The 24,110-nt window shown below is 73.1% G+C and carries 17 protein-coding genes and 1 tRNA gene; 11 read left to right on the forward strand and 7 right to left on the reverse strand.

The genetic code is table 11. The features are described from left to right. Window positions 1-163: 163 nt before the first annotated feature. On the forward strand, window positions 164-469 hold the full coding sequence (locus tag RM609_RS08505; protein WP_311609284.1) for a 4a-hydroxytetrahydrobiopterin dehydratase: 306 nt from the start codon (window positions 164-166) through the stop codon (window positions 467-469). Between the two features lie 48 nt (window positions 470-517). On the opposite strand, the gene RM609_RS08510 is transcribed toward RM609_RS08505, so the two are convergent. The 3 genes from RM609_RS08510 to RM609_RS08520 form a co-directional block, all read right to left on the reverse strand. Further along, a complete protein-coding gene (locus RM609_RS08510) occupies window positions 518-1,360 on the reverse strand; it encodes an aldo/keto reductase (RefSeq protein WP_311609285.1) in 843 nt (280 codons plus the stop codon). An 88-nt stretch (window positions 1,361-1,448) separates the two neighbouring features. Next, a complete protein-coding gene (locus RM609_RS08515; RefSeq protein WP_311609286.1) occupies window positions 1,449-3,275 on the reverse strand; it encodes an AMP-dependent synthetase/ligase in 1,827 nt (608 codons plus the stop codon). Window positions 3,276-3,378: 103 nt separating this feature from the next. Beyond that, window positions 3,379-4,311 carry a LysR family transcriptional regulator gene (locus RM609_RS08520; RefSeq protein ID WP_311609287.1) on the reverse strand — a complete coding sequence of 311 codons (933 nt, stop codon included), beginning with the start codon at window positions 4,309-4,311 and terminating at the stop codon, window positions 3,379-3,381. An 87-nt stretch (window positions 4,312-4,398) separates the two neighbouring features. Here RM609_RS08520 and RM609_RS08525 point away from each other — a divergent pair, with 87 nt between their 5' ends. After that, the gene (locus RM609_RS08525) at window positions 4,399-5,457 is read left to right on the forward strand and encodes a bile acid:sodium symporter family protein (protein ID WP_311609288.1); all 1,059 of its coding nucleotides are present in this window, start codon (window positions 4,399-4,401) and stop codon (window positions 5,455-5,457) included. A 75-nt stretch (window positions 5,458-5,532) separates the two neighbouring features. Here RM609_RS08525 and RM609_RS08530 read toward each other — a convergent pair whose 3' ends face one another. Both RM609_RS08530 and RM609_RS08535 read right to left on the reverse strand, forming a co-directional pair. After that, entirely contained in the window at window positions 5,533-7,515 is a 1,983-nt protein-coding gene (locus tag RM609_RS08530) for an exo-alpha-sialidase (protein WP_438828404.1), read from the reverse strand. A gap of 101 nt (window positions 7,516-7,616) precedes the next feature. Continuing rightward, complete coding sequence (locus RM609_RS08535) at window positions 7,617-8,549, reverse strand: quinone oxidoreductase family protein (RefSeq protein ID WP_311609290.1); 933 nt, start codon at window positions 8,547-8,549, stop codon at window positions 7,617-7,619. Window positions 8,550-8,707: 158 nt separating this feature from the next. Between RM609_RS08535 and RM609_RS08540 the strand changes: the two genes are divergently transcribed. Both RM609_RS08540 and RM609_RS08545 read left to right on the forward strand, forming a co-directional pair. Beyond that, complete coding sequence (locus tag RM609_RS08540; RefSeq protein ID WP_311609291.1) at window positions 8,708-9,187, forward strand: MarR family winged helix-turn-helix transcriptional regulator; 480 nt, start codon at window positions 8,708-8,710, stop codon at window positions 9,185-9,187. Window positions 9,188-9,386: 199 nt separating this feature from the next. Further along, complete coding sequence (locus RM609_RS08545) at window positions 9,387-11,864, forward strand: GTPase-associated protein 1-related protein (RefSeq protein ID WP_311609292.1); 2,478 nt, start codon at window positions 9,387-9,389, stop codon at window positions 11,862-11,864. A gap of 34 nt (window positions 11,865-11,898) precedes the next feature. Here the strand turns inward: RM609_RS08545 and fdhD are convergent, their stop codons facing one another. Continuing rightward, a complete protein-coding gene (gene fdhD, locus RM609_RS08550; protein ID WP_311609293.1) occupies window positions 11,899-12,729 on the reverse strand; it encodes a formate dehydrogenase accessory sulfurtransferase FdhD in 831 nt (276 codons plus the stop codon). Window positions 12,730-12,784: 55 nt separating this feature from the next. Then, window positions 12,785-14,146, reverse strand: a complete 1,362-nt coding sequence (locus RM609_RS08555; RefSeq protein ID WP_311609294.1) for a DUF2254 domain-containing protein — start codon at window positions 14,144-14,146, stop codon at window positions 12,785-12,787. A 106-nt stretch (window positions 14,147-14,252) separates the two neighbouring features. Between RM609_RS08555 and RM609_RS08560 the strand changes: the two genes are divergently transcribed. The 7 genes from RM609_RS08560 (at window position 14,253) to RM609_RS08590 (ending at window position 24,102) form a co-directional block, all read left to right on the forward strand. Further along, window positions 14,253-14,337: transfer RNA gene (locus tag RM609_RS08560), tRNA-Leu, on the forward strand. Between the two features lie 188 nt (window positions 14,338-14,525). Next, window positions 14,526-14,798: a hypothetical protein gene (locus tag RM609_RS08565; RefSeq protein ID WP_311609296.1), complete on the forward strand. Its 273-nt coding sequence runs from the start codon at window positions 14,526-14,528 to the stop codon at window positions 14,796-14,798. 93 nt (window positions 14,799-14,891) lie between these two features. Further along, window positions 14,892-17,267, forward strand: a complete 2,376-nt coding sequence (locus RM609_RS08570; RefSeq protein ID WP_311609297.1) for an ATP-binding cassette domain-containing protein — start codon at window positions 14,892-14,894, stop codon at window positions 17,265-17,267. 72 nt (window positions 17,268-17,339) lie between these two features. After that, on the forward strand, window positions 17,340-18,947 hold the full coding sequence (locus RM609_RS08575) for an FAD-dependent monooxygenase (RefSeq protein WP_311609298.1): 1,608 nt from the start codon (window positions 17,340-17,342) through the stop codon (window positions 18,945-18,947). A gap of 556 nt (window positions 18,948-19,503) precedes the next feature. Beyond that, on the forward strand, window positions 19,504-20,688 hold the full coding sequence (locus RM609_RS08580) for a helix-turn-helix domain-containing protein (protein WP_311609299.1): 1,185 nt from the start codon (window positions 19,504-19,506) through the stop codon (window positions 20,686-20,688). 249 nt (window positions 20,689-20,937) lie between these two features. Next, window positions 20,938-22,389, forward strand: coding sequence for a uridine transporter UriT (gene uriT / locus RM609_RS08585; protein ID WP_311609301.1), 1,452 nt, complete (start codon window positions 20,938-20,940; stop codon window positions 22,387-22,389). Between the two features lie 129 nt (window positions 22,390-22,518). Then, window positions 22,519-24,102 carry an FAD-dependent oxidoreductase gene (locus tag RM609_RS08590; protein ID WP_311609303.1) on the forward strand — a complete coding sequence of 528 codons (1,584 nt, stop codon included), beginning with the start codon at window positions 22,519-22,521 and terminating at the stop codon, window positions 24,100-24,102. Window positions 24,103-24,110: the final 8 nt, after the last annotated feature.

Raw genomic sequence — 24,110 nt, forward strand, 5'->3', positions numbered from 1 at the left:
TGCCACCCCAGATACGTGTCATGTCCGGCGCAGGAGCATAAGAGAGTCCCTCGGGTCCCGGAAGGGCGCCGCCGACGCGTCCGTGCCATCCGCCGCACATTGGCGTGAAAGCGCTGCCGCCTCGTGGGACGCTGGTGGGACGACGAGGACGAAGGGATGTGCGATGGCAGTCGAACCGCTCTCGCAGAAGGACGTGGAGGTCCGCCTCCAGGAGCTCCCCGGCTGGTCCACGGACGGTGACCGGATCACCCGCCGCTACTCCTTCGACGGGCACTTCCAGGCGGTGGCGATGGTCGTTCACATCGCCCAGATCCAGGAGGAGTTGAACCACCACTCCGATCTGACGCTCGGGTACAACACCGTGACCGTCGCGGTCAACACCCACAGCGTGGGCGGCAAGGTCACCGGGCTGGACGTGGAGCTGGCCCGCAGGATCGAGGCGGTCGCCCCGGGGCACGGGGCGCGCTGACGACCGGTCCCGTGGGGCGCGCGAGCCCCGCGGGACCGGCCGAACGGGTCAGCTCCAGTCGAACTCGTCCGGGTTGGGGCCGAGCCGGGTGCCGGTGTCGAGGCCGTTGATCGCCGCGAGGTCGTCGGCGTCCAGTTCAAAGCCGAAGACGTCGAAGTTCTCCCGGATGCGGGACGGCGTCACCGACTTCGGGATGGCGACGTTGCCCACCTGGAGGTGCCAGCGCAGCACGACCTGGGCGGCCGACTTGCCGTGCTTGGCGCCGATGCGGGCGAGGACCGGGTCCTCCAGCAGGCCGCGGCCCTGGCCCAGCGGGGACCAGGCCTCGGTGACGATGCCGTGGCGCGCGTGGACGGCACGCAGCTCGGTCTGCGGGAAGTTGGGGTGCAGCTCGACCTGGTTGACGGCCGGGACCAGGGAGGTCTCGGCGATGACGCGCTCCAGCTGGGGCGCGTGGAAGTTGGACACGCCGACCGCCTTGGCGCGGCCGCTCTCGGCGATCTCCGCGAAGGCGCGCCAGATCGTCAGGTAGTCCTCACGCATGGCCCGGGGCCAGTGGATGAGGTAGAGGTCGACGTAGTCGAGGCCCAGCTTGGCCAGGGAGGCGTCGAACTCCCGCAGCACGTTGTCGCGCGTCCACGTCTCGTTCGCGCTGTTCCACAGCTTGGTGGTGACGAACAGCTCGTCACGGGCGATGCCGGAGGCGGCGAGCGCCTTGCCGGTGCCCGTCTCGTTCTCGTAGATGGCGGCGGTGTCGATGCTGCGGTACCCGGCTTCGAGGGCGGTCGAGACGGCGGCGGTCGCCTCGTCGTCGGCGACCTGCCACACGCCGAAGCCCAGCTGGGGCATCTCGACGCCGTTGTTCAGGGTGATGGTGGGGACCTTGCTCACAGCAGTCGATCCTTACGTTCGCGAATGCACTTGCTCCAGGGTCAACCGGAACGCCATCCGCCGCATTCCCGCTCACGCCATCAGTGCGTCAGGGGGAGTAGAGCGCCTCCACCTCGCCGGCGTAGGCCTTCTCTATGGCCTTGCGCCGCAGCTTGCGGGTCGGTGTCAGCAGTCCCTGCTCCTCGGTGAAGAGACCGGGCAGGATCCGGAAGGCGCGGATGGACTCGGCCTGCGAGACGAGGGTGTTGGCGGCCACCACGGCCCGCCGGATCTCGGCCTCCAGCTCGGGATCGTGCACCAGTTCGGCCAGGGTGGTGGGCCGGGGCAGCTCCCGCATGGCCAGCCAGTGCGCCACCCCCTCCCGGTCCAGGGTGACGAGCGCGCCGACGTACGGGCGGTCGTTGCCGACCACGACGCACTGGGCGACCAGCGGGTGGGCGCGCACCCGCTCCTCCAGGGCGAGGGGCGAGACGCTCTTGCCCCCGGAGGTCACCAGGATCTCCTTCTTCCGCCCGGTGATCGTCAGATAGCCGTCCTCGTCCAGCGCCCCCAGGTCGCCGGTGGCCAGCCAGCCGTCCCGGAGCACGGAGATAGTCGCGCGCTCGTCCCCCAGATAGCCCGCGAACACCTGCTCGCCGCGGAGCAGCACCTCGCCGTCGTCGGCTATCCGCACGCTCGTGCCGGGCACGGGCCGGCCCACGGTCCCGAAGCGGGTCCGCTCGGGCGGGTTGGCGACGGCGGCGCCGGTGGTCTCCGTCAGCCCGTACCCCTCCAGCACGGTCACCCCGGCCCCGGCGAAGAACAGCCCCAGCCGCCGCTCCAGCGCCGAGCCCCCCGACATCGCGTACCGCACCCGGCCGCCGAGCTGCTCGCGCAGCCTGGCGTAGACGAGCCTGTCGAAGACCTGGTGCTGGACGCGGAGCGCGGTGCCGGGGCCCGGCCCGGTGCCGAAGGCCCGGGCCTCCACCGCCCGCGCGTAGCGCACCGCGACGTCGACGGCCTTCTCGAACGGCCCGCCCCGGCCCTCCCGCTCGGCGGCGCGCCGGGCGGCGGCGAAGAGGCTCTCGAACACATAGGGCACGGCGAGCACGAGCGTCGGCCGGAAGGCCCGGAGGTCGGGCAGGAGGGCGGCGGCGGTCAGCCGGGGCTGGTGGCCCAGCCTGACCCGGCCCCTGACCGCGGCGACCTGCGCCATGCGGCCGAAGACATGGGCGAGGGGGAGGAAGAGGAGGGTGGACGCCTGCTCGCCGGGGCGGGAGCGGAAGACCCGTTCGTAGCGGCGGAGGACGTTGTCGCTCTCGGCCATGAAATTGCCGTGGGTGAGCACACAGCCCCGGGGGCGGCCCGTGGAGCCCGAGGTGTAGACGACCGTCGCGGGGGAGCGGGGGGTGAGCGCCATCCGGTGGCGGTGGACGACCTCGTCGCGGATACGGGCGCCGGCCTCGGTGAGCTCGTCGACCGCGCCCGCGTCGAGCTGCCAGAGGCGGGTGAGCCGGGGGAGGCGGTCGATGACGGAGCCGATGGTCATCGCGTGGTCCTCGTGCTCGACGACGCAGGCGGTGACCTCCGCGTCGTACAGCATCCCGAGGACCTGGTCGGGGGAGGAGGTGGGATACACCGGCACGGGCTGGGCGCCGACGGTCCACAGCGCGAAGTCGAACAGCGTCCACTCGTAGCGGGTGCGGGACATGACGGCCACCCGGTCGCCGAACCGGACGCCCTGGGCGAGCAGGCCCTTGGCCAGCGCCAGCACCTCGTCCCGGAAGGCGACCGTGGTCACATCCCGCCACACACCGCCCTCGGCCCGGCTCAGCGCCACCCGGCCGGGGTCCTCGGCGGCATGGTCGAAGACGACGTCCGCCAGCCCTCCGACAGGGGGCGCCGTCACCAGGGACGGCACGGTGAACTCGCGCAACCTCTCGCTCCTCGCGGACGTGGCACAGTCCTCGCGGACGTGGCACAGCGCCGTGACCGTACCCGGTCCCGTACCGGCATGAACCATTCCGGAGCGGTTCCGGTCACCCCGAGTGCAGCCGGTCGCCCGCCGCCAGGATCGCGTCCGCGAGGGCCTCCGCGCTGTCGCGCACCGGTCCGTCCCGCCGGGCGCCCGCGCCGTGCAGCAGGACGATGTCCATCGCGCCGAGATCCGGCAGCCCGGCGCCGGCCGGGAGACGGACGAGCCCCGGCGGGATCATCCCCTGGGCGTGGGCCATCACCCCGAGCCCGGCCCGGGTGGCGGCCACCAGACCGTTGAGACTGCCGCTGGTGCAGGTCACCCGCCAGGCGCGACCGTGCCGCTCCAGCACCTCCAGGGCCCGGGCGCGGGTCACCGCCGGGGGCGGGAGGAGCACCAGCGGCAGTGGGCGGCGCGGGTCGGGGCGGGTGCCCTCGGCGCCGATCCACACGAGCCGGTCGCGCCAGACCAGCCGGCCGGGAGGCTCGTCGGGGCCCGGGCCGGTACCGGGCCCGTCGGCCCCGGGGCCCACCGGCATGGGCTCGTCGGCCGGGTGACGTTTGGCCAGGACGAGATCGAGACGCCCGGCCGCGAGTCGCTTCATCAGATGCCCGGACAGATCCACGGTCAGCTCCAGGTCCACCTCGGGATGGTGGCGCCGGAAACCCTCCAGGAGCTCGGGCAGCCGGGTCAGTACGAAGTCCTCCGACGCCCCGAAGCGCAGCCGCCCCCGGGGCCGCGCCCCCGCGAACCAGTGCGCGGCCCGCTCATGGGCCTCCAGGATCGTCCGGGCGAAACCGAGCATCGCCTCGCCGTCCTCGGTGAGCCGCACGCTGTGGGTGTCCCGGGAGAACAGCTGCCTCCCGGCGGCGTCCTCCAGCCGGCGCACCTGCTGGCTGACCGTCGACTGCCGCACGCCCAGCCGCCGTGCGGCCTGGGTGAAGCTCAGGGTCTGGGCGACGGCCAGAAACGTACGCAACTGCGCGGGATCGAACATGGCATCTGAGCTTATCGGCATTCGTGATAACAGTCAGAGTGGTGTGCGGGGTTCCCGATGGGCATGGGGCGGGACAGGGTGGGACGCATGCGCCGTCTTCTCTCCCGCCTCCCCGTCGACCCCTATATAGCCGCGCTGCTGGGCACGGTGCTGCTCGCGGTGCTCCTGCCGGTGCGCGGCCCGGCCGCGACCTTCGCCGGCGAGGCCTCCACGGGCGCGGTGGCGCTGCTGTTCTTCCTCTACGGCGCCAAGCTCTCCACCCGCGAGGCGATGGAGGGACTGCGCCACTGGCGGCTGCACCTGATGGTCCTCGCCTGTACGTTCCTGGCCTTCCCGCTGCTGGGCCTCGCCGCCCGGGGACTCGTCCCGCACGTCCTGCCCCCGGAGCTCTACACCGGGCTGCTCTTCCTGTGCCTGACGCCCTCCACCGTCCAGTCCTCGATCGCCTTCACCTCGCTGGCGCGCGGCAATGTGGCCGCGGCGATCTGCGCGGGCACCTTCTCCAGCCTCGCCGGCATCGTCCTCACACCGCTGCTGGCGGCCCTGCTGCTGGGCGGCAGCGGCGCCGGGGTCTCGCTGGACTCGCTGCTGGCGGTGGTGCTCCGCCTGCTGGTGCCCTTCCTTGCCGGGCAACTGCTGCGCCGCTGGATCGGCGGCTTCCTGACCCGGCACCGCCAGGTGCTGGGGCTGGTCGACCGGGGCTCCATCCTCCTCGTGGTCTATGTGGCCTTCAGCGCGGGCATGGTGCGCGGCGTCTGGCAGCAGGTGTCGCCGTGGCGGCTGGTGGTGCTGGTGGGCGTCGAGGCCGTTCTGCTGGCCGTGATGCTGACCCTCACCACCTTCGGCTCGCGGGGGCTCGGCTTCGGCCGCGAGGACCGGATCGCCATCACCTTCGCCGGCTCGAAGAAGAGCCTCGCGAGCGGGCTGCCGATGGCCACCGTCCTCTTCGGCGCCCAGGCGAGCCTGGCCGTCCTGCCGCTGATGCTCTTCCACCAGCTTCAGCTGATGGTGGGCGCGGTGCTGGCGAAGCGCTTCGCCCGCCGGTCGGTCGCCCCTCCGGCGGAGCCGGCGGTCACCCGGTCGGCGGGGTCGGCGGGATCGCCGGGGTCGGCGACCGAACCGGCCTCCGCGCGGGGCGGGGCCTGAGCGCTCCACTGCGGGCCGGTGGGGGCTGGTCGCGCCCGCGCGGCGGAGCCGCATATCGACACTGCCCCGCGCCCCTTACGGGGCACCGTCGATCCTGTCCAGCGGCAGCCATAGCACCGCGTCCCGGTGGCCGACCGGTGCGTTGTGCCCGCGTACGGCTGCCAGTTCCCCGTCGGTCAGGGCCCGGCGGTAGACCCGGACCTCGTCCAGATCCCCCGTCAGGAACGCGCGGGCGTCCGGTTTCTGCCCGAGGTGCACCCCGAATGTCGAGTTGCGGCTCACCGATCCCGGGACGTCCGGCACCGACACCGACGCGCCGTCCACGGTGAGGGTCAGCAGGCCGCCCGTCCGCCGCAGGGCCGCGTGGTGCCAGCGGCCGTCGCCGTACGCGCCCGTCGACCGCACCGTCGCCGTACGGGACGGCCCCGGGCCGGGCGCCAGCGCCGTCACCTGGCCGACGACCCGGCCGGTGCCCGGCTCCCCGCGCAGCGCCACCTGGGGCGCCCCGCCGACCCCGCCCATCCACAGCAGGGGCTGCTCGCCCTTGACCGCCGCCGCCCGGTAGCGGAACCACAGGGCCGCCGTGAAGTCCCGGGTGCCCAGGGGCAGCGCGGTCCGGTAGGGCAGGCGCACGGCGGAGTCCATCCCGTCGAAGCCCAGCCCGCCCCCGAACCGGCCCCCCACCGGACGGGCGCCCCCGAGGACGTACGCGCCGGTGCCGCCGGGTGCCCGGTCCGGTGTCGTCGGGTCCGCGCCGCGCCGGGGGCCGAGCCACTCCTCGGTGAACCGCGCGAAGCGGATCTCCTGGCGCGCGTCGGTCTTGCCCGCCTCGTAGAGCAGACCGGTCGTGTCCTGCCCGATGACCGCCATGTCGGAGTAGCCGGACCAGTCGGCGGTGACCCGCCGCCCCCGCTCGGCGCTCTCCCAGGTGCGTCCCTCGTCGTAGGAGGAGCGGATGGTCATCGTGCGGCGGCGGTCGGGGTCGGCCGGTGCCGAGAACAGCCAGCGCCCGGACCGCAGCGGGATCACCGCCCCCTGCACCATGGGGGAGTAGAGGTCGGGCAGGGGCCGGAACGGCGCGTCGAAGCTCTCCCCGCCGTCCCAGCTCACGGCGTCGTCCCGGTTGCCCAGCTCCGTGCCGTCCTGTTCGCGCCCTCCCGCATAGACCGCGCCGTCGCTCCGCTCGGCGAGCGTCAGCTCGGAGGGCTTCTGACGGTACGTCCGGTCGGTCGCGACGGGGTAGGTGTCGACGGCCCCCAGCCGCCAGTGGGCCCCGCCGTCGTCGCTGAGGGCGAGCGCCGCGTGGTTGGCGGAGGTGCGGGTGCCGTCATGGCTCTCCGCGTTGAGGCCGATGACCAGTCGCCCTTCGTGGGGGCCGTGGCCGAGCTGAACGCCGTGCCCGGGGCCGGTCGCGTACCAGGAGTTCCAGCCGGGGGGCCGGATCTCCTCGGTGAGGTCGCGCGGCCACGACCAGCTGGCGCCGTCGTCGTCGCTGTACTGGAGATGGGGGGTGCGATCGCAGGGCACATCGCAGTTCCCGGCGTCCTCACGGCCCTCGTTGTAGGTGGTGGCCAGGACGATCCGGCCGGTCCGGCGGTCCACGACCGGCGCGGGGTTGCCATGGGTGTCGCCCAGGCCCGGGTCGACGACCTGGAGCGGCCCCCAGCTGCGGCCCCCGTCGGTGGACCGCTTGAGCACGAGATCGATGTCGGTGGCGTCACCGCAGTTGTCCTTTCTCCCTTCGGCGAAGGCGAGGAGGGTGCCATGGGTGGTGGTGACGATGGCCGGGATGCGGTAGCAGGCGTAGCCGGGGTCCTGGTCGGCCCGGAAGAGGACCCGCTCGTCGAACCCGGCCCGCCCCGTGCCGACCGGATCCTCCGTCGCCCCGTCAGCCCCGGCCGTCCCGGGCCCCAGAGCGAGAGCGAGCAACGCGCCGGAGAGGACGAACACGGCGGCAGCACGGAAGCGGAAACGGAAAGGGGAGGGGAAAGGGGATGGGAAGGCGGCCGGGGCGGTCGCCAGGGGTCTGTCGCCGGGAGAGGAAGGATGCGCCGCCATGGCCCGTCCCTTTCGCGTCAAGGCCGTCGAGGCCCCACGTGTCCGGTGGGTCAACGTACGGGGCGGGCCTTCCTCTCACAAGGACCAGACGGCATATACGCTCACACGGGTCGCAGAATCACCTTGCCGAGATTGGCGCGCGACTCGATGATCCCGAAAGCCTTCGCCACGTCCTCCAGGGGCAGCACGGAGTCCACCCGGGGCCGGATCCGCCCCGCCGCGAACAGCTCCCACAGCTCCCGCCGCCATCGCTCCATCAGCTCGGGCCGCTCACGGGCTATGAGGGCCATCTGGAAGCCGATGGCCGATTTCGCGCCCACCAGCAGGTCGTACGCCTCGATCGTCCCGCCGCCCGAGCTGTAGGCCACGATCCGGCCGCCCGGCGCGAGGGCGGCGATGGCCGGGGAGAGCAGCTGGCCCCCGACCGCGTCCAGCACGATGTCGACCGGGTCGCCCCAGGACTCGTCCCCGTACGTCACCACCTCGTCCGCGCCCAGCGACCGCGCGAACTCCGCCTTGTCCGCCGAGCTCACCGCCGCGACCACCCGGCCGGCCCCGCGCGCCTTGGCGATCTGCACCGCCAGATGCCCGGAGCCCCCGGCCGCCGCCGTCACCAGCACCGACTCGCCGGCCGACGGCCGCGCCGCCTCGTACGCCCCCAGGGCGACCAGCCCGCACCGCACCAGCGCGACGGCGTCGGCCGCGCTCGCGCCCTCGGGGACGGACGAGAGCATCGCCGTGTGGACGAGGGCGAAATCGGCGAAGGCGTCGGTGAAGCACAGCCCCGTCACCCGGTCGCCGACGGCGAAGCCGGTCACCCCCGCCCCGACGGCCGCGATCTCCCCGGCCACCTCGCCGCCCGGCCCCGTCGGCAGTGGCAGCCCGCCCTCGCGGACCTTGCGGACGACGGGGAGCGTGAGGCCGATCGCCTCGGTGCGCACCAGCACCTCGCCGGGTCCCGGGACGGGCACGGCCGTCTCCTCGACCCGCAGGACCTCGGGGCCGCCGGTCTCGGCATACCGGACACGTCGCATGACGCACCTCCGCACAGTCAGGCCGGGGGATTCATTGGAACCCCCAACGTTGGTAGTCCCTACGCTACACGACTTCATTGGGAAGTCCAACGGTTTCGGTTAGGCTCGGTCCCATGGCAGACAAGGCAGATAAGGCAGACACGGCGGACACGGCAGACATGGCAGACAACGAGCCCGCCCTCCCCCGCATCCAGGCCCTCCCGAGCTGGCTGCTCAACCGCGCCTCGGCGCGCGGCCGCCGCCTCGTGACCGAGGCGCTCGCCCAGGACGGCATGCGCATGCCGCACCACGCCGTGCTCTCCGCCGTCGCCGACCTCGGCCCCGTCGCCCAGGCCGAGCTCGGCCGCACCACCGGCTTCGACCCCAAGGACATGGTCGGCATCCTCAACGACCTCCAGGCCCAGGAGCTGATCACCCGGGCCCCCGACCCCGCCGACCGCCGGAAGAACGCCATCGCACTCACCCCCGCCGGCCGCCGCCGGCTCGCTCGCCTCACCAGACTCGGCGACGAGGCGAACGAGGCCCTCCTCGCCGCGCTCACCCCCGCCGAACGCGAGCTCTTCCTGGCCCTCCTCTCCCGCGTCGTGGCGGACACCCCGCCGGAAGCCCAGCCGGGCACCCCGCCGGCCGCCGGCTGAGGCGGAGGCCGAGGCGGCGGCAGCGGCTGAACTTCCCGCCAAAGCCCGGGCGCCGATGCCCCGGATCTGGTGGGATGTCACCCGCAAGTGGGGCGACGGTGGTAAGTCAGAGGCGTGGCGACGGCCCGTCCGGGCCGACCACCCGTTACACAGGGCTGGAGAACATATACAAGTGGGCCGAGGCGAGACGAGGTGTCAGGTGAATCTCCAGCAGCTGCACTACACCTCCACCGCCACCACGGCCCCCGACGGCTCCGGTTTCCGCTTCACCGCCGCCAGCCCCGAACTGCCCATCACCCTGCTGGGGGAGGCGGAGCAGCTCATCGGCTACGAACCGCCCCACGATGCCCCCGACTGTCCCTCCACCGAGGAACTCGCCGACTTCCCCGTGGCGTTCAGCCACAACCGCCTCTCCGACGGCAGCCGGCTGCTGTGCCGCACCGTACGCACCGGCCCCGGGCGCGGCGGCCGGCACGGCAATTTCCACGCCCACGCCGTGCGGCTGCCCGAGGGCGCCCGGCTGCCCGGCGGCCTGCTGCCCATCGAGGCCTGGGAGTCCCCCTCCTGGTCCGACCGTACCCCCGAGGGCGGCTCCCCCGAGCCGCTGGCCGGGTTCGTCCCCGCCCGGCGCATCGACAAACAAGGACTGCTCGATTTCGTCCGCGCCCGCGCCGACCGCCTCGAACCCTTCCTCGCCGACGTCCGGACGCTCTTCCGCACCCCCGACGCCCAGCAGCTCCTCGTCATCGAGCGGGACAGCGCCGCCACGGCGTACTGGATCGCCGTCGCCAGCGCCGTCCTGCCGCGCGACCTCGCCGACCGGCTCACCTTCACCACCTACACCCGGCACCCCATGCTCGCCCGGCAGCAGATCGTCTGCGCCTTCCCCGACGCCGACTTCGACCACGTCTCCGCCTCCGCCCAGCACCGCTACCGCGTCCACGACTGCGCCGGCGGCCCCTCCAGCCCCGCCCGCGCGGAGCGGGACCTGTGGGCGTCCGTCGCGGCCCGGATCTGGCTGGCGGGCCAGCCCGCGCTGTTCGCCGAGGCCACGCGCCGTACGGGCGTCCCCCTGGGCCTCGGGGGCGGGCGCGGCCCCGGCGACGAGGCCGACCGGCTCGCCGCCCTCGCGGCCCGCGAGGGCATCCCCCTCGACTCGAACGGCCGTACGGCCGCCGCCCGCTGGGCCCGTGGCCACGCGCCCGGCGACAGCCTCGACACCGCCCTGCGGGCCCGCCTGCTCGCCACCCTCGCCGCCGGGGGCACCGACCGCACGCCCGAGGAGTGGACGGTCCTCGCCTCGCTCACCGAGGAGTTCTCCGCGCCCTCCTGCCGGTCGGCCACCGCCCCCCTCAGACGCGACCTGCGGGCGGAGCTGGCCCGAGCGGCCGACTCGCCCGACACCCCCCTCGTCCGCTTCCTCACGCTCCTGCGCCTCGCCGAGGCCCTGCGGGTCGAGCACGAGGCCGTCCTGCCCGTGCTCACCGCCCGGCTGACCGCCGCCCTGCTCGACGAGACGTCCCCCGACCGCAAGGTCGTACGGGCCGCCCTCGACACCCACCCCCGGCTGCGCACCGCCGTGCTCGACTCCCTCGACCACACCGCCGCCACCGACGACCCCCGCCCCATCACCCGCCTCCTCGCCGCCGAGCTCCCCCGCGCCGACCTCACCGGGCGCCCCCACCTCCGGATGGCCGCCGCCATGCCGATGTGCGCCCTGCGGCGGTCCGAGCGCGCGGCGGGCGGCGGCACCGGCCACGACGGCGGGCCCGAGGACGGACCGCCGGGCGGGTACGAAGCCGACGACCCCACCAGCCGGTACGCCGACTACGAGGACCGCCCGGCCCTGCTGCACGCCCTGGTGAAGACCGCCGGGCCCGAGCACCAGGCCACGCCGTCCGTCCTGCGCACGGCCTACCGCCTGGTCTGGGGCGACGAACCGCTCGGCACCCTGGAGGCCGTCGTCCTGCTGGAGGGCATCGCGCCGGGCGCCGTCCACGCCGCCGGTCTGGACGGGCCCTTCGTCCGGGCGGCCCTCACCGGCACCCCCGACGACCCCGTGGCGCCGCGCCTGGCCAAGACCCTCCTCAAGAGCGTCCTCGGCGACGGCACCGAGCTCCCGCCGCGCGAGCACGCCGCCCTGCTCCTCCTCGAACAGGCCGGGGACCTCGCCACCGGCGCCGCCCTGCCCGGCTGCGCCGCGCGCGTGGTGAGCCTGCGCCGGCAGGCCGAACCGCTCGAGGCCGGCATCGAGGAACGGCTCGGCGATGTCCTCGCCCGCCACCTGCTGTGCATGGACCCGCCCCCGGCCCCCGGCGAGCTGCCCGACCTCGTCCTCGCCGAGGACGAGTACCTGCTGTACGCCTACGCCCGCGAGGCACAGGGCGACGAGGTGCGCGACCTGCTGCGCCGCACCCCCACCTACGCCGCCGTCTGCTTCGTCGCCTGGCACACCGCCCCCGACGTCAGCCCGGTCTGGGACGAGATCCGCGCCGAGCTGCTCAACTCGGTGCTGCGGCCCGAGGTGCGCCGGATGTCCACCGAGGACGTCGAGGAGATCCGCCGCTGTCTGCGGCAGGTCGGCGGCCCGTGGGCGGAGATGTTCCACGAGTGGGACCGCTTCGGGGTGCTGGGCAGGCTCAGCGGCCGCTGGCGGGCCCGCCCGCCCCGCGCCTAGCGGAACGCGCCGCCTCGCCCGAAGCCGACGGCCCTCACAGCGCCACGCGCTGCTCCCCGGCGTAGATGTTCATCGACGTGCCCCGCAGGAACCCGATCAGCGTCATCCCCGTCTCGGCCGCCAGGTCCACGGCGAGCGACGACGGCGCCGAGACCGCCGCCAGGACCGGTATCCCGGCCATGACGGCCTTCTGCGCCAGCTCGAAGGAGGCGCGCCCGGAGACCATCAGCACGTTCCCGGCCAGCGGCAGCAGCCCCTGGCGCAGCGCGGCGCCCACGAGCTTGTCGACGGCGTTGTGCCGGCCCACGTCCTCGCGGACGTCCAGGAGCTCGCCGTCGGGCGAGAAGAGGGCCGCCGCGTGCAGCCCGCCGGTGCGGTCGAAGACGCGCTGTGCCTCGCGCAGCCGGTCGGGGAGCGCGAAGAGCAGTTCCGGCGCGAGCCGCAGCGGCGCCGGGCCGTCGGTGACCGGCCAGCGGGCGGTGGTGCGCACCGCGTCCAGGCTGGCCTTGCCGCACAGGCCGCAGGAGGAGGTGGTGTAGACGTTGCGCTCGAGGGCGATGTCGGGAACGGGGACGCCGGGGGCCAGCCGGACGTCCACGACGTTGTAGGTGTTGCCGCCGTCGGCGGTCGCCCCGGCGCAGTAGACGATGTTCGCCAGTTCGTCCGCACGGCCCAGGACGCCCTCGCTGACGAGGAAGCCGGCGGCGAGGTCGAAGTCGTCGCCCGGGGTGCGCATGGTGATGGCCAGCGGTTTGCCGTTCAGCCGGATCTCCAGCGGCTCCTCCGCCACCAGGGTGTCCGGGCGGGTGTTCACGGCCCCGTCGCGGACCCGTACCACGCGGCGGCGTGCGGTCACCCGTCCCAAATCGATCAGCCCCCACGGTCGGATACGGCGATATCGGCAGTCCCGGGCAACGTTCTCACGCGTCGCCGGGCGCCGACCTGCCGACCCCCTGCCGGTCGGGCCGCAGCGCGAACGCCCGGTCCGCCGATTCCCGCACCGTGCGCTCCACGGCGTGGATCAGGAGCGTACGGTGCCGCTCCAGCGGCGTCCGCCGCTCCTCGGGGGCCAGCAGCCGCAGGTCGTCGAGGGCGGCCATGAGACGACGGGTGACCTGCGGGCTGCGGGTGGCGCAGCCGCGGATCTCGGCGAAGCCGAGGTCGACGAGGTCCGTCCACCCCGGCAGGTCCCGCACCAGCCGCACCCGGCCCCGGCGGTCGCGGTGGTGCAGCGCCCCCAGCGGCCGTACGGCGACGGCCGCCAGGAACTGGGTGATCCGGTCCAGGCAGGCCACGGCGGTCGTCGGGTCGTTGACGGCGGGGGACAGGGCCCGCTGGGCGATGTCCGACAGCTGCCGCAGCCCGAACCCCAGATCCTGGTGGAACGTGCGCTCCACCCCGACCGACACCGTGTACCGCAGCGCCCGCGCGGGCGGCGGCGCACCCCCGTGCACGGTCAGCAGCGGCGTCCCGGGCACCACGAAGTCCCCGATGCGCGGGATCAGCCGCAGCACCACTCCGTGCCGCCGCGCCACCCGCACCAGCCGCGCGATGTGCACGTCCCGCAGCACCCCCGCCCGTCCCCGGTGCACCACCTCACCCCCGGCCGCCGGCAGCTCCGGCGGCCCGGCCTCCGCCACCCCGTGCCTGTCGACCACCCGGAACGACTCCCGGGTGATCCGGTCGATGACATGGCTCACCCGCATCAGCCGCAGCGTGGAGTTCACATAGGCGACGAACAGCGCCAGGCTCAGCAGCACCAGCAGCCCGCACACCGAGGCGGAGATCACCGGCACCGTGGTGATCGTCCGGGGATCGTCATTGGACTCGTACGCCGCCTGCACCAGCAGCGAGAACAGGAACGTCGCCAGGAACACCGTGAACGTGCACTTGGTGATCCGGCTGCGTACGTACAGCCGCACCACGCGGGGCGTCATCTGGCCACTGGCCATCTGGAGGGCGACCAGCGAGATCGAGAACACCACACCGATGAAGGTGAGCATCGCCGAGCCCACCGTCGTGATGATCGTCTTCAGGTCGTCGGCGACCGCGATCAGCGAGGCGATGTCGTCGTACGCCTGCTGCTCCCGCAGGGCGTCGACGAGCAGCCTGTCCAGCTCCAGCGCACCCGTGCCGAGCAGGACGGCCCCCACCAGCCCCGCGGTCGGGGCGAACCAGAAGGTGTCCCGCAGATGCTCCCGCAACGGCGACAACGGCCGCGGCGAGCGCCGGGAAGCGCCACCGGTCGCGGGGAAGCGGGGAGGGTGTCCCGGATTGCCCATGTACGGACCCTATGCTCCGGACGAAATCCCTGGTGAAAGGCACTCCGAATCCTTGATAGAGTTATCCATGTCGCCGCGGGGAACGCCCCGCAGAGACACACACCTGGTCCGGGTGGCGGAATGGCAGACGCGCTAGCTTGAGGTGCTAGTGCCCTTTATCGGGCGTGGGGGTTCAAGTCCCCCCTCGGACACAGTGAAGAACCCCAGCTCAGCTGGGGTTCTTCTGTTTTTCCGGGCCGGATCGGGCCTCCGTGCGACCAGCGCGTGACCAGTGAACCGGGGACTCCCGTGGCCACGGAGGGAGTGCCCATGAGGTTGCACACCCCGGGGCGGAGCGGACAATCATAGGTAACTCCACCTTCTGTGAGCGGGTGATCGCATGGCGAGTCTGAAGCGCGCGACTGAGGGAGAGATACCCGGTTTTGAGGTGTTCGACCTCGAGCTGAGTGAGGACGAGCTTTCCGAGCTCTATGCGAATCCGCCTCAGTACCTGAGGGAGCTGCTCGATCGTGAAGGCCGTCAGGTGAACAGGCTTGTCGTTGATACCCGCTTGGGTGAAGGTGACTGCGCGTGCGGCATCAAAATTGTGCACTCGATCCGCGACGACTGGACCAAATCTTCCCACTTCGCCATGTGTGTGCTGTGTACGTGAGGTCATATCGCTGCGCTTCCCATTGGTCGGCAAGCGCCCCCGCGTGAGGCGGAGGGTGGCTCAAGGGTGAAGTGGCGCCCGGAGGTGGTGATTATGACGCGGGCGCCCGCCCCGCACGTCGCCGACAGTCATGATCTGATCCGGGTGCACGGCGCGCGCGAGAACAATCTCAAGGACGTCGGCATCGAGATCCCCAAGCGCCGGCTGACCGTGTTCACCGGTGTCTCCGGCTCGGGGAAGAGCTCGCTGGTATTCGACACGATCGCCGCGGAGTCGCAGCGGCTGATCAATGAGACCTACAGCGCCTTCGTCCAGGGCTTCATGCCCACCCTCGCGCGGCCCGAGGTCGACGTCCTCGACGGGCTGACCACCGTGATCGGCGTCGACCAGCAGCGGATGGGCGGCGATCCCCGTTCCACGGTGGGCACCGCCACCGACGCCAACGCGATGCTGCGCATCCTCTTCAGCCGGCTCGGGGAGCCGCATATCGGGCCGCCCAGCGCGTACGCCTTCAACGTGCCCTCGGTGCGGGCGAGCGGGGCGATCACGGTGGAGCGCGGTGCCAGGAAAGCGGTGAAGGCGACGTTCAGCCGCACCGGCGGTATGTGCCCGCGCTGCGAGGGCCGGGGCGCGGTCACCGATCTGGACCTCGCCCAGCTCTACGACGACTCCAAGTCGCTCTCCGAGGGCGCGCTCACCGTTCCCGGCTACAAGGCGGGCGGCTGGAATTACCGGCTCTACAGCGAGTCGGGTTTTTACGACGCGGACAAGCCGATCCGCAAGTACACCAAGCGGGAGCTGCACGATTTCCTTCACCGCGAGCCGACCAGAATGAAGATCGCGGGTATCAACATGACCTACGAGGGTCTGATCCCGAGGATTCAGAAGTCGATGCTCGCCAAGGACCGGGAGGGGATGCAGCCGCACATCCGGGAGTTCGTGGACCGGGCGGTCACCTTCACCACCTGCCCCGACTGCGACGGCACCCGGCTCAGCGAGGGGGCCCGGTCGTCGAAGGTCGCGGGGATCAGCATCGCCGACGCGTGCGCGATGCAGATCAGCGACCTGGCCGAGTGGGCACGCGGCCTCGACGAGCCGTCGGTGGGGCCGCTGCTCGGAAAGCTTCGGCACAGCCTCGACGCGTTCTCGGAGATCGGCCTCGGCTATCTCGCGCTCGACCGGCCGGCGGGCACCCTGTCGGGCGGCGAGGCGCAGCGCGTCAAGATGATCCGCCATCTCGGTTCCTCGCTCACCGATGTCACCTACGTCTTCGACGAGCCCACCACGGGACTGCACCCCCATGACATCCAGCGGATGAACGACCTGCTGTTGCGGCTGCGCGACAAGGGCAACACGGTGCTCGTCGTGGAGCACGAGCCGGAGACGATCGCGATCGCCGACCACGTCGTGGACCTCGGTCCCGGCGCCGGTACGGCAGGAGGCACCGTCTGCTTCGAGGGCACCGTCGAGGGGCTGCGGGCCGGCGGCACCATCACCGGCCGGCACCTCGACGACCGGACCGCGCTCAAGGAGACGGTACGCAAGCCCACGGGCACGTTGCCGGTGCGCGGCGCGACGGCGCACAATCTGCGCGGCGTCGACGTCGACATCCCGCTCGGGGTGCTCGTCGCCGTCACCGGTGTCGCCGGTTCCGGCAAGAGCTCGCTCGTGCACGGGTCCATCCCGGCCTCGGAGGGCGTGGTGTCGGTCGACCAGACGCCCATCCGAGGCTCGCGGCGCAGCAACCCGGCCACGTACACCGGGCTGCTCGACCCGATCCGCAAGGCGTTCGCGAAGGCCAACGACGTCAAGCCCGCGCTGTTCAGCGCCAACTCCGAGGGCGCCTGCCCCACCTGCAACGGCGCCGGCGTCGTCTACACCGACCTGGCGATGATGGCGGGCGTCGCCACCACCTGCGAGGACTGCGAGGGCAAGCGGTTCCAGGCGTCGGTGCTGGAGCACCACCTCGGCGGCCGCGACATCAGCGAGGTGCTCGCGATGCCGGTGACCGAGGCCGAGGAGTTCCTCGGCTCCGGCGAGGCGCGCACCCCCGCCGCGCACCGGATCCTCCAGCGGCTGGCCGACGTCGGGCTCGGCTACCTCAGCCTCGGCCAGCCGCTGACCACGCTGTCCGGCGGCGAGCGGCAGCGGCTGAAGCTGGCCACCCACATGGCCGACAAGGGCGGCGGCCGATCCGTCCTCGTACTCGACGAACCGACCACCGGACTGCACCTAGCCGACGTCGAGCAACTGCTCGGCCTGCTCGACCGGCTCGTCGACTCCGGCAAGTCGGTGATCGTCGTCGAGCACCACCAGGCGGTCATGGCGCACGCCGACTGGATCATCGACCTCGGCCCCGGCGCCGGACACGACGGCGGCCGCATCGTCTTCGAGGGCGCCCCCGCCGACCTCGTCGCCGCCCGCTCCACCCTCACCGGCGAGCACCTCGCGGCCTACGCCGGCGTCTGACCGGCACGGCGTGTCGTCGCGCCGTGTCGTCGAGCCGGGCCGCCCGGCGCGGATGAGCGGATGATGGGTCCCATGGCGGACGCCGAGGTAGTCGAGGTACCGGTACTGATCGTCGGCGGTGGGCCGGTCGGGCTCACCGCCCGGGCCCTCCTGGAGCGCTGGGGCGTACGGACCCTGCTCGTCGAGAAACGCGGCGAGCTGTCGCCCTTCCCCCGGTCCCGGCTGGTCAACGTGCGCTCGATGGAGATCTTCCGCGGGCTCGGGCTCGCCGGCGCGATCACTGCCGCCGGGTTCGCACCGGAGTACGGCCGCGTCCGCTTCCGCGACACCCTCCACGACCGCGACTTCGCGACGGCGGCGATGGTCGGGGTCGACGCCCCGGTCCCCGAGAGCCCCGTGACCGGCGTGGTCACCTCGCAGGACCGCCTCGAACCCACGCTGCTCGCGGCGGCGGACGCGGCGGACCCGGCGGACGCGCCGGTGCGGTTCGGGACCGAGCTCGTCGATCTGACCGAAGAGACCGACGGCGTCGTGGCCTCGCTCGTCGACCACCGCGGCGGTACGGAGACTCGCGTCCGGGCCCGTTACGTCCTCGCCGCCGACGGCGCGAACTCCACCGTCCGGCAACGGCTGGGCATCGGCACCGCCGGCCCCGGGGCGATGGGGAATTTCACCACTGTCGTCTTCGACGCCGACCTCGACCGCTGGTGCGCCCAGCAGCCCGCCGGCGTCTACTTCACCACGCACGGGATGTTCGCCCCGCTCTACCCCGAAGGGGGCTGGGCCTGGTTCGTCCCCACCCCCGAGGACACCGCGAGCGCCGATTGGCCCGGCCTCGTCTCACGCGCCCTCGGCCCCGGCACCGGGGTACGGGTCGATGTGTCGCGGGTCCAGCACTGGGTGATGAACGCGTTCGTCGCCGAACGCTTCCGCCACGGCCGGATCCTGCTGGCCGGCGACGCCGCGCACGCGGTGCCCATCACGGGCGGCCTGGGCATGAACGCCGGCCTCTCCGACGCGCACAACCTGTGCTGGAAACTGGCCGGTGTGCTCAACGGGTGGGCCGGACCAGGCCTGTTGGAGACCTACGAGGCGGAACGGCACCCCGTCGCCCACCGGACGCTTCAGCAGGCGGTGGCCAACACCCAGCTCATGCTCCGGGTGCAGAACCGCCGCCGCGAACAGCTCCGGTCCGGTGAGGCGGCGCCGGAACGGGTCGAACTTCCCTGGTCGGACCGGTACTTCGCGCAGCTCGGCCTCGTGCTCGGCGTCACATACCGTTCCGGCGCGGTCCTCGCCGACGGCGGCGGTACGGACTCCGACGGCGGCGGTACGGACTCCGACAGCGGTACAGAGTACCTCCCCACCGCCGAGCCCGGCCGTCGCCTGCCGCACCTGTGGCTCACGGAGCACCGTTCCACGCTCGACGCGTGCGGTGAGTGGTTCACGCTCCTGACCCCGGACCCCGCCCGCTGGGTGCGCCGGACCGCCGCACCGTGGCCGTTGCGCGTCGAACCCCTTACCGACGAGCACACCGACGCGTGCGGCCTCGGCCCGTACGGAGCGCTGCTCGTCCGGCCCGACGGTCACATCGCCGCCCGCTGGCACGACCGCCCACCGGGCGACTCCGCCCTCCACGACGCCCTCGCCGCCGTCACCGGTTCGGTAGTACCGGGGTGACGGCGGCGGAGCGGCGGCGTGGCGTGGTCAGTGGGTTCTCCCCGCGCAGTGAAGCCGCCGTTCCGGTGCCGGAACGCGCAGTGTCCGAGGCCCCCGGTACGCTGCGACCGGATCTACTGGGGGGTAGTCATGCAGGTCCTGACACAGGGGACACAGGAGACACAGGGGATATCCGCACCGGACCGCCGGGCGCACCGGGCCGACGACGTGCTGGCCATGCAGCGGTCGGCCCACCGGGGCGGCACCCGGTCCGTGCTGAGCTGGCTGGCGGCGCGCACACGGGCGCAGGTGTTCCTGGTCGGCGTGGACGGGACGATCCTGGCCTCCTGCGGCCCCGGCATCGGCACCGGCGCGGTGGACGGGGAGCGGGCGGCCGAACTGGCCCGGCGCGGTACGGAGGAGCTCGTCTCCCGGGGCCTGGGCTCCCTGGTCGTCGACGACCTGGAGTACACAGGTCTGATCTACTCCCTGGACTGCGCGCGACGGACCGCCGCCCCGGCCCTCGCCGCCGTCCTGCCCGGGTCCGGCCCCGACGGCCTGCCGCAGCTGCTCGCGCATGTGCTGGCAGGCGGAGGACAACGAACGCCGGCGGAACCGGCTGGAGCTCGTCGAGGCCTACAACCGGGAGGCCGTCCTCCACCTGCTGATGAACGGTCAGGTCTCCGCCGCCCGCCGGATCGCCGGCGTCCTGCGGCCGGCCCTGCCCGATGTGCTGCGCTTCCTCGTCGTCGAGTGCCCGTCCCGGCTGCGCCCGGACCTGGTGCGCCGGTGCGCCGGGCTGATACCGGGGGCGTGGGTGGTGCCGTGCCCCGTCCACGCCGACCACCTCCTCGTCCTGGCCCCGGTCGCGCCCGGGGAGCCCGCCGGGGAGCCCGTGGCCCTCGCCGCGGCCGTCGCCGGGGCGACCGGCGGCCATCCGGTGGGCGTGAGCGAGGCGGTGCCCCTGCGGGAGACGGCCATCGCGTACGGGCAGGCCTTCCACGCCCTGGCCGCCGCGCGCGGCCGTGCCCAGCGGTACGCCACGTTCGCGTGCCGCCCCGATCCGGTCCTGGTGATCGGGCCGGCGCTGGCGGCCTGGGCGGAGGGGCTGCTCGCACCCCTGCGCGGGCACTCGCCCCGGCGTCCCCAGGACCCCGACGGCGCGGAACTCGCGACCACGGCCGCCTCATGGCTGGCCTTCTCCGCGCGGGCGACCGCCCATCTCAAGATCCACCGGAACACCCTGTCCGCCCGGATCCGGCAGACCGGGCAGCTGCTCGACCTCGACCTCGACCGGCTCGCCGACCAGTCGCTCCTGGCGCTCGCCCTCCGCGCGGAACGCCTCTCCGCGGCCTGCCGCCCGGGGCCCATGGCCCACGACAGGGCGAAGGGCGGGACAGAGGGCGACGCGGCGTCGCTCTCCCTCGACGACTTCCTGACCCGCCCCACCGCCGTCGCGTGGGCCCACGGCCTGCTCCGCCCCGTACGAACGGCGCCGCCCGCCGCCGCCCTCGCCCACACGCTGGACGTCTGGCTGCGCAACGACGCCCGCCTCGGGCCCACCGCCACCGAGCTGGCACTGTCGGCCACCGCCGTCCGCAAGCGGCTCACCCGTATCGAGGACCTCCTGGAGCGCTCCCTGCTGCGTTCCCCCAGCGACCGCCACGAGCTGTGGCTGGCCACCCACGCCCTGGACCTCGCGGAAGCCGGGACCGCACCCGCACCCGCGTCCACCCCGGCCCGACCGTCCCGCCCGGCCTGATCATCACGCCCAGGCCGTCCCGGCCGCCGCCCGACGGCCGACCGGCCGTAACGGCCGGTTCGGGCGGCATGTACCCTTATAGCGCGCCCGGCTGTCCGCGGCCCCGAGGAAACCCCAGTTCAACTGGGGTTTTTCTATTTTTGGGGACACTTTGCGGCAGCCGGTCCGGTCGTGTCCGAGGTCGCCCGTCCCCGCCGTCTGCCACACACTGGTCGCGGTCGAGCCTTGAACGAATTGGTACGCCGAAGCATGAACGTTTCTCACACTGATCACCCCACCGGGGGCCAGGCCGACGCAGCCTGGGACGGTCACCGTCCCGTGCGCGTGGGAGTGCTGGTCACCGCACTCCTGGCCGCCTGCGTCGCCTTCCAGCTCAACGCGAGCATGCTCAGCCCCGCGCTGAAGAGCATCGAGGACAGCCTCCACGCCAGCTCCGCGGAGATCGGCCTCACCCAGACGGCCTTCTTCACCTCGGCGGCGCTGTTCTCGCTGTTCCTGCCCCGGCTCGGCGACGTCATCGGACGGCGCAAGGTGCTGGCGGGAATGCTGGTGCTGATGGCCGTCGGCTGTGTGGTCGCCGCGCTGGCCGAGAGCGTTCCCATGCTGTTCGTCGGCCGGCTCATCCAGGGCGCGTCCGGGCCGACCGTGCCGCTGTGCCTGATCATGCTGCGGATGGAGGTCACCGAGCCCAAGCGCTACGGCACCCTCCTGGGCGCGATCACCGCCGTCAACGGCGGCATCGCCGGCGTCGACTCCCTGGCCGGCGGTTACCTCGCCGACAACCACGGCTTCCAGTCCGTCTTCTGGGCCATGGCCGTCGTGGCCGTCATCGCCGCCGCCCTCGTCGCCACCCTGACCCGCGAGACCAAGGTCCCCTCCGCCCACTCGATGGACTGGCCGGGCGTCGCCTTCCTCGTCGTCTCCGTCGGAGCGCTGCTCATCGCCCTCAACGAGGCCGGCAAGCTCGACGCGGCGAACTGGGGCCTGGTCGGCGGGCTCGTCGTGCTCTCCGCGATCGCCTTCGCCCTGTTCTGGCGGACCGAGGACCGCACCCGCCACCCGCTGGTCGCCACGCGCCACCTCAAGCAGCGCGGCACCTGGGCGACCCTGCTGACCACCGTGCTCACCATGACCGGCGTGTTCGCCGTGATGAACGGCCTGATCCCCGCCTTCGCCCAGGACACCAAGGCCGGCCTCGGCATGAGCGCCGAGGCCTCCGCCTGGTGGACGCTGACGCCCTACGCGCTGGCCGGCCTGGCCATGGGCCCGGTCGCGGGCCGGCTGGCCGCCACCTACGGCTACGGGCGGATCCTGCGCCTGGGCCTGGTCGGCGCCGCCGCCTCCGTCATCCTGATGATCTTCACCGTCCCGGCCCACTCGCGCGTCATGCTGCTGGTCACCTCGGTCCTCGTCGGCATCACCTACGCGGGCGTGGCCAACATCGTCCTCAACGGCCTGGGCATCGTGCTGTCGCCCAAGGACAACCCGGGCTTCCTGCCCGGCCTGAACGCGGGCGCCTTCAACCTCGGCGCGGGCCTGAGCTTCGCGCTGCTCTACGCGGTCAAGACCGCGGCCATGCCCAGCGACCCGGCCTCGGCCGGCGGCTATGTCACCAGCATGATCGCCGGAGTGGTCATCATGGCCGCCGCCCTCGGCACGTCCTTCCTGATCCCCAAGCCCGTGGAGGCGGAGGCGCACTGAGGCGCACCGGCGCCCTCACCGCCGCCGAACGGGCGCCCGAACGGGCCAATGCCCCGTGTCCGTCCTGTCCGTACCGTTGAAGCCTCCCCTCGCATCCCCGAGCATGAAGGGCGAGCGATGGGGAGGCCCATGAGCCGCTTCTGCCGAGACGTCGTGATCATCGGGGCCGGGCCCACCGGGCTGGCCCTGGCGGTGGCCCTGCGCCAGTACGGGCTGGGCGTGACCGTCCTGGAGAAGGAGCCCGGCACAAAACGGCAGGTGCGGGCCAGCGTCGTCTGGCAGCGGGCCCTGGAGGTCCTGCGCGACCTCGGCTGCGCGGACCGCTTCCTGGACCAGGGGCTGCCCCTGCGCCAGGCGGTCTTCCACGTCCGGGGACGGGAGATCGGACGGCACACGATGACCGTGTCCGGGACGGCCTTCCCACAGCCCCTGTCCATCGAGCAGATCGCCATCGAGGCGCTGCTCGCCGAGCGCCTCGCCGAGTTCGGCACCGAGGTCCGCTGGGGCAGCGAGGCGGTCGCCGTACGCCCCGGCGAGCGAGCCGCCCAGGTGGACGTACGCGGGCCCGACGGGACGGTGGAGACCCTCGACTGCCGCTGGGTCGTGGGCTGCGAGGGCGCGCACAGCGTCGTCCGCAGAACGCTGGGCCTCCTCTTCGAGGGCGAGCGCCGCACCGGCCTCCAGGCCGTGCAGATCAACGCCCGCCCCCGGTGGGCCTACCCCTACGCCCCCGACACCACGTACTTCTTCATCGAGCGGCGCGCGAGCCTCATCGTCTCGCCGCGCCCGGGCGGCGGGTACCGCTTCTTCTGCTTCCGCGACGACCCCGACCCCGGGCACGCCGCGCCGCCCGACGTCGAGGAGATGCGCGAGCTGGTCGCCCGGGTCACCCACGACCCGGACGTCCGCCTGGTGCCCACGGAGCCGGAATGGTTCAACCGGGCCCGTTTCCACGACCGCGTCGCAGCCACCTTCCGCGTGGGCCCCGCCCTCCTCGCCGGCGACAGCGCCCACCTGTGGGCACCCGTCGGCGGGCGCGGACTCAACACCGGGCTGCGCGGGATCCACAACCTCGCCTGGAAGCTCGCCGCCGTCCACCAGGGGCACGCCCGCGACGCGCTGCTCGACACCTACACCGCCGAGCAGCGCGCCATCGCCCAGGAGGTGATGCGGCAGATGCGGCACAACGTCCTGGAGCTGCCACCCTCCGTCCCCACCCTCACCGCGATGCGGCTCCTGGGCCCCGCCCTCCTCCGGAGCGAGACCTTCAACCGGCAGGGCCGCAACCTCCTCAGCGAACTCTTCCGCCACTACCGCACCGGGCCTCTCGCCGCCGACCGGGGCGGCCGCGGCGCCCTCCGCGCCGGCGACCGGCTGCCCGACCTGCCCGTCACCGAGAGCGGACGGCAGCGCAGGCTCCACGACCTGCTGTCCTACGACCGCTGGACGCTGCTGGTGGACGCGGCGACCGGCGCGGCCACCGGCACGGTGCCGGGGACGACCGACACGGCCGAGCTGCGCCGCACGCTGGAGCGCTATGCGGTGCGGGCGGAGGTCTTCGGCATCCGGGCCGGGAAGGGGGCGGCGGAGGGGCCGGCGCCCGGGACGCTGCTGCTTGTTCGGCCTGATGGGCATATCGGGCTGCGCGCCCGGGCGGGGGATGTCCGGGCGCTTGGCGCGTATCTGGAGCGGTGGTTCACCCGGCGGGGGTGAGCCGCGGT

The organism is Streptomyces hesseae (genome assembly GCF_031845785.1).
In the GTDB taxonomy this organism is placed as follows: Bacteria; Actinomycetota; Actinomycetes; order Streptomycetales; family Streptomycetaceae; genus Streptomyces; species Streptomyces hesseae.

Bases quoted from the DNA above. Each gene is read 5' to 3' on its own strand.
- RM609_RS08505 (WP_311609284.1), top strand. From the start codon at position 164: ATGGCAGTCGAACCGCTCTCGCAGAAGGACGTGGAGGTCCGCCTCCAG.
- RM609_RS08520 (WP_311609287.1), bottom strand. From the start codon at position 4,311: ATGTTCGATCCCGCGCAGTTGCGTACGTTTCTGGCCGTCGCCCAGACC.
- RM609_RS08525 (WP_311609288.1), top strand. From the start codon at position 4,399: ATGCGCCGTCTTCTCTCCCGCCTCCCCGTCGACCCCTATATAGCCGCG.
- RM609_RS08530 (WP_438828404.1), bottom strand. From the start codon at position 7,515: ATGGCGGCGCATCCTTCCTCTCCCGGCGACAGACCCCTGGCGACCGCC.
- RM609_RS08535 (WP_311609290.1), bottom strand. From the start codon at position 8,549: ATGCGACGTGTCCGGTATGCCGAGACCGGCGGCCCCGAGGTCCTGCGG.
- RM609_RS08540 (WP_311609291.1), top strand. From the start codon at position 8,708: ATGGCAGACAACGAGCCCGCCCTCCCCCGCATCCAGGCCCTCCCGAGC.
- RM609_RS08555 (WP_311609294.1), bottom strand. From the start codon at position 14,146: ATGGGCAATCCGGGACACCCTCCCCGCTTCCCCGCGACCGGTGGCGCT.
- RM609_RS08565 (WP_311609296.1), top strand. From the start codon at position 14,526: ATGGCGAGTCTGAAGCGCGCGACTGAGGGAGAGATACCCGGTTTTGAG.
- RM609_RS08570 (WP_311609297.1), top strand. From the start codon at position 14,892: ATGACGCGGGCGCCCGCCCCGCACGTCGCCGACAGTCATGATCTGATC.
- RM609_RS08575 (WP_311609298.1), top strand. From the start codon at position 17,340: ATGGCGGACGCCGAGGTAGTCGAGGTACCGGTACTGATCGTCGGCGGT.
- RM609_RS08580 (WP_311609299.1), top strand. From the start codon at position 19,504: ATGTGCTGGCAGGCGGAGGACAACGAACGCCGGCGGAACCGGCTGGAG.
- uriT (WP_311609301.1), top strand. From the start codon at position 20,938: ATGAACGTTTCTCACACTGATCACCCCACCGGGGGCCAGGCCGACGCA.
- RM609_RS08590 (WP_311609303.1), top strand. From the start codon at position 22,519: ATGAGCCGCTTCTGCCGAGACGTCGTGATCATCGGGGCCGGGCCCACC.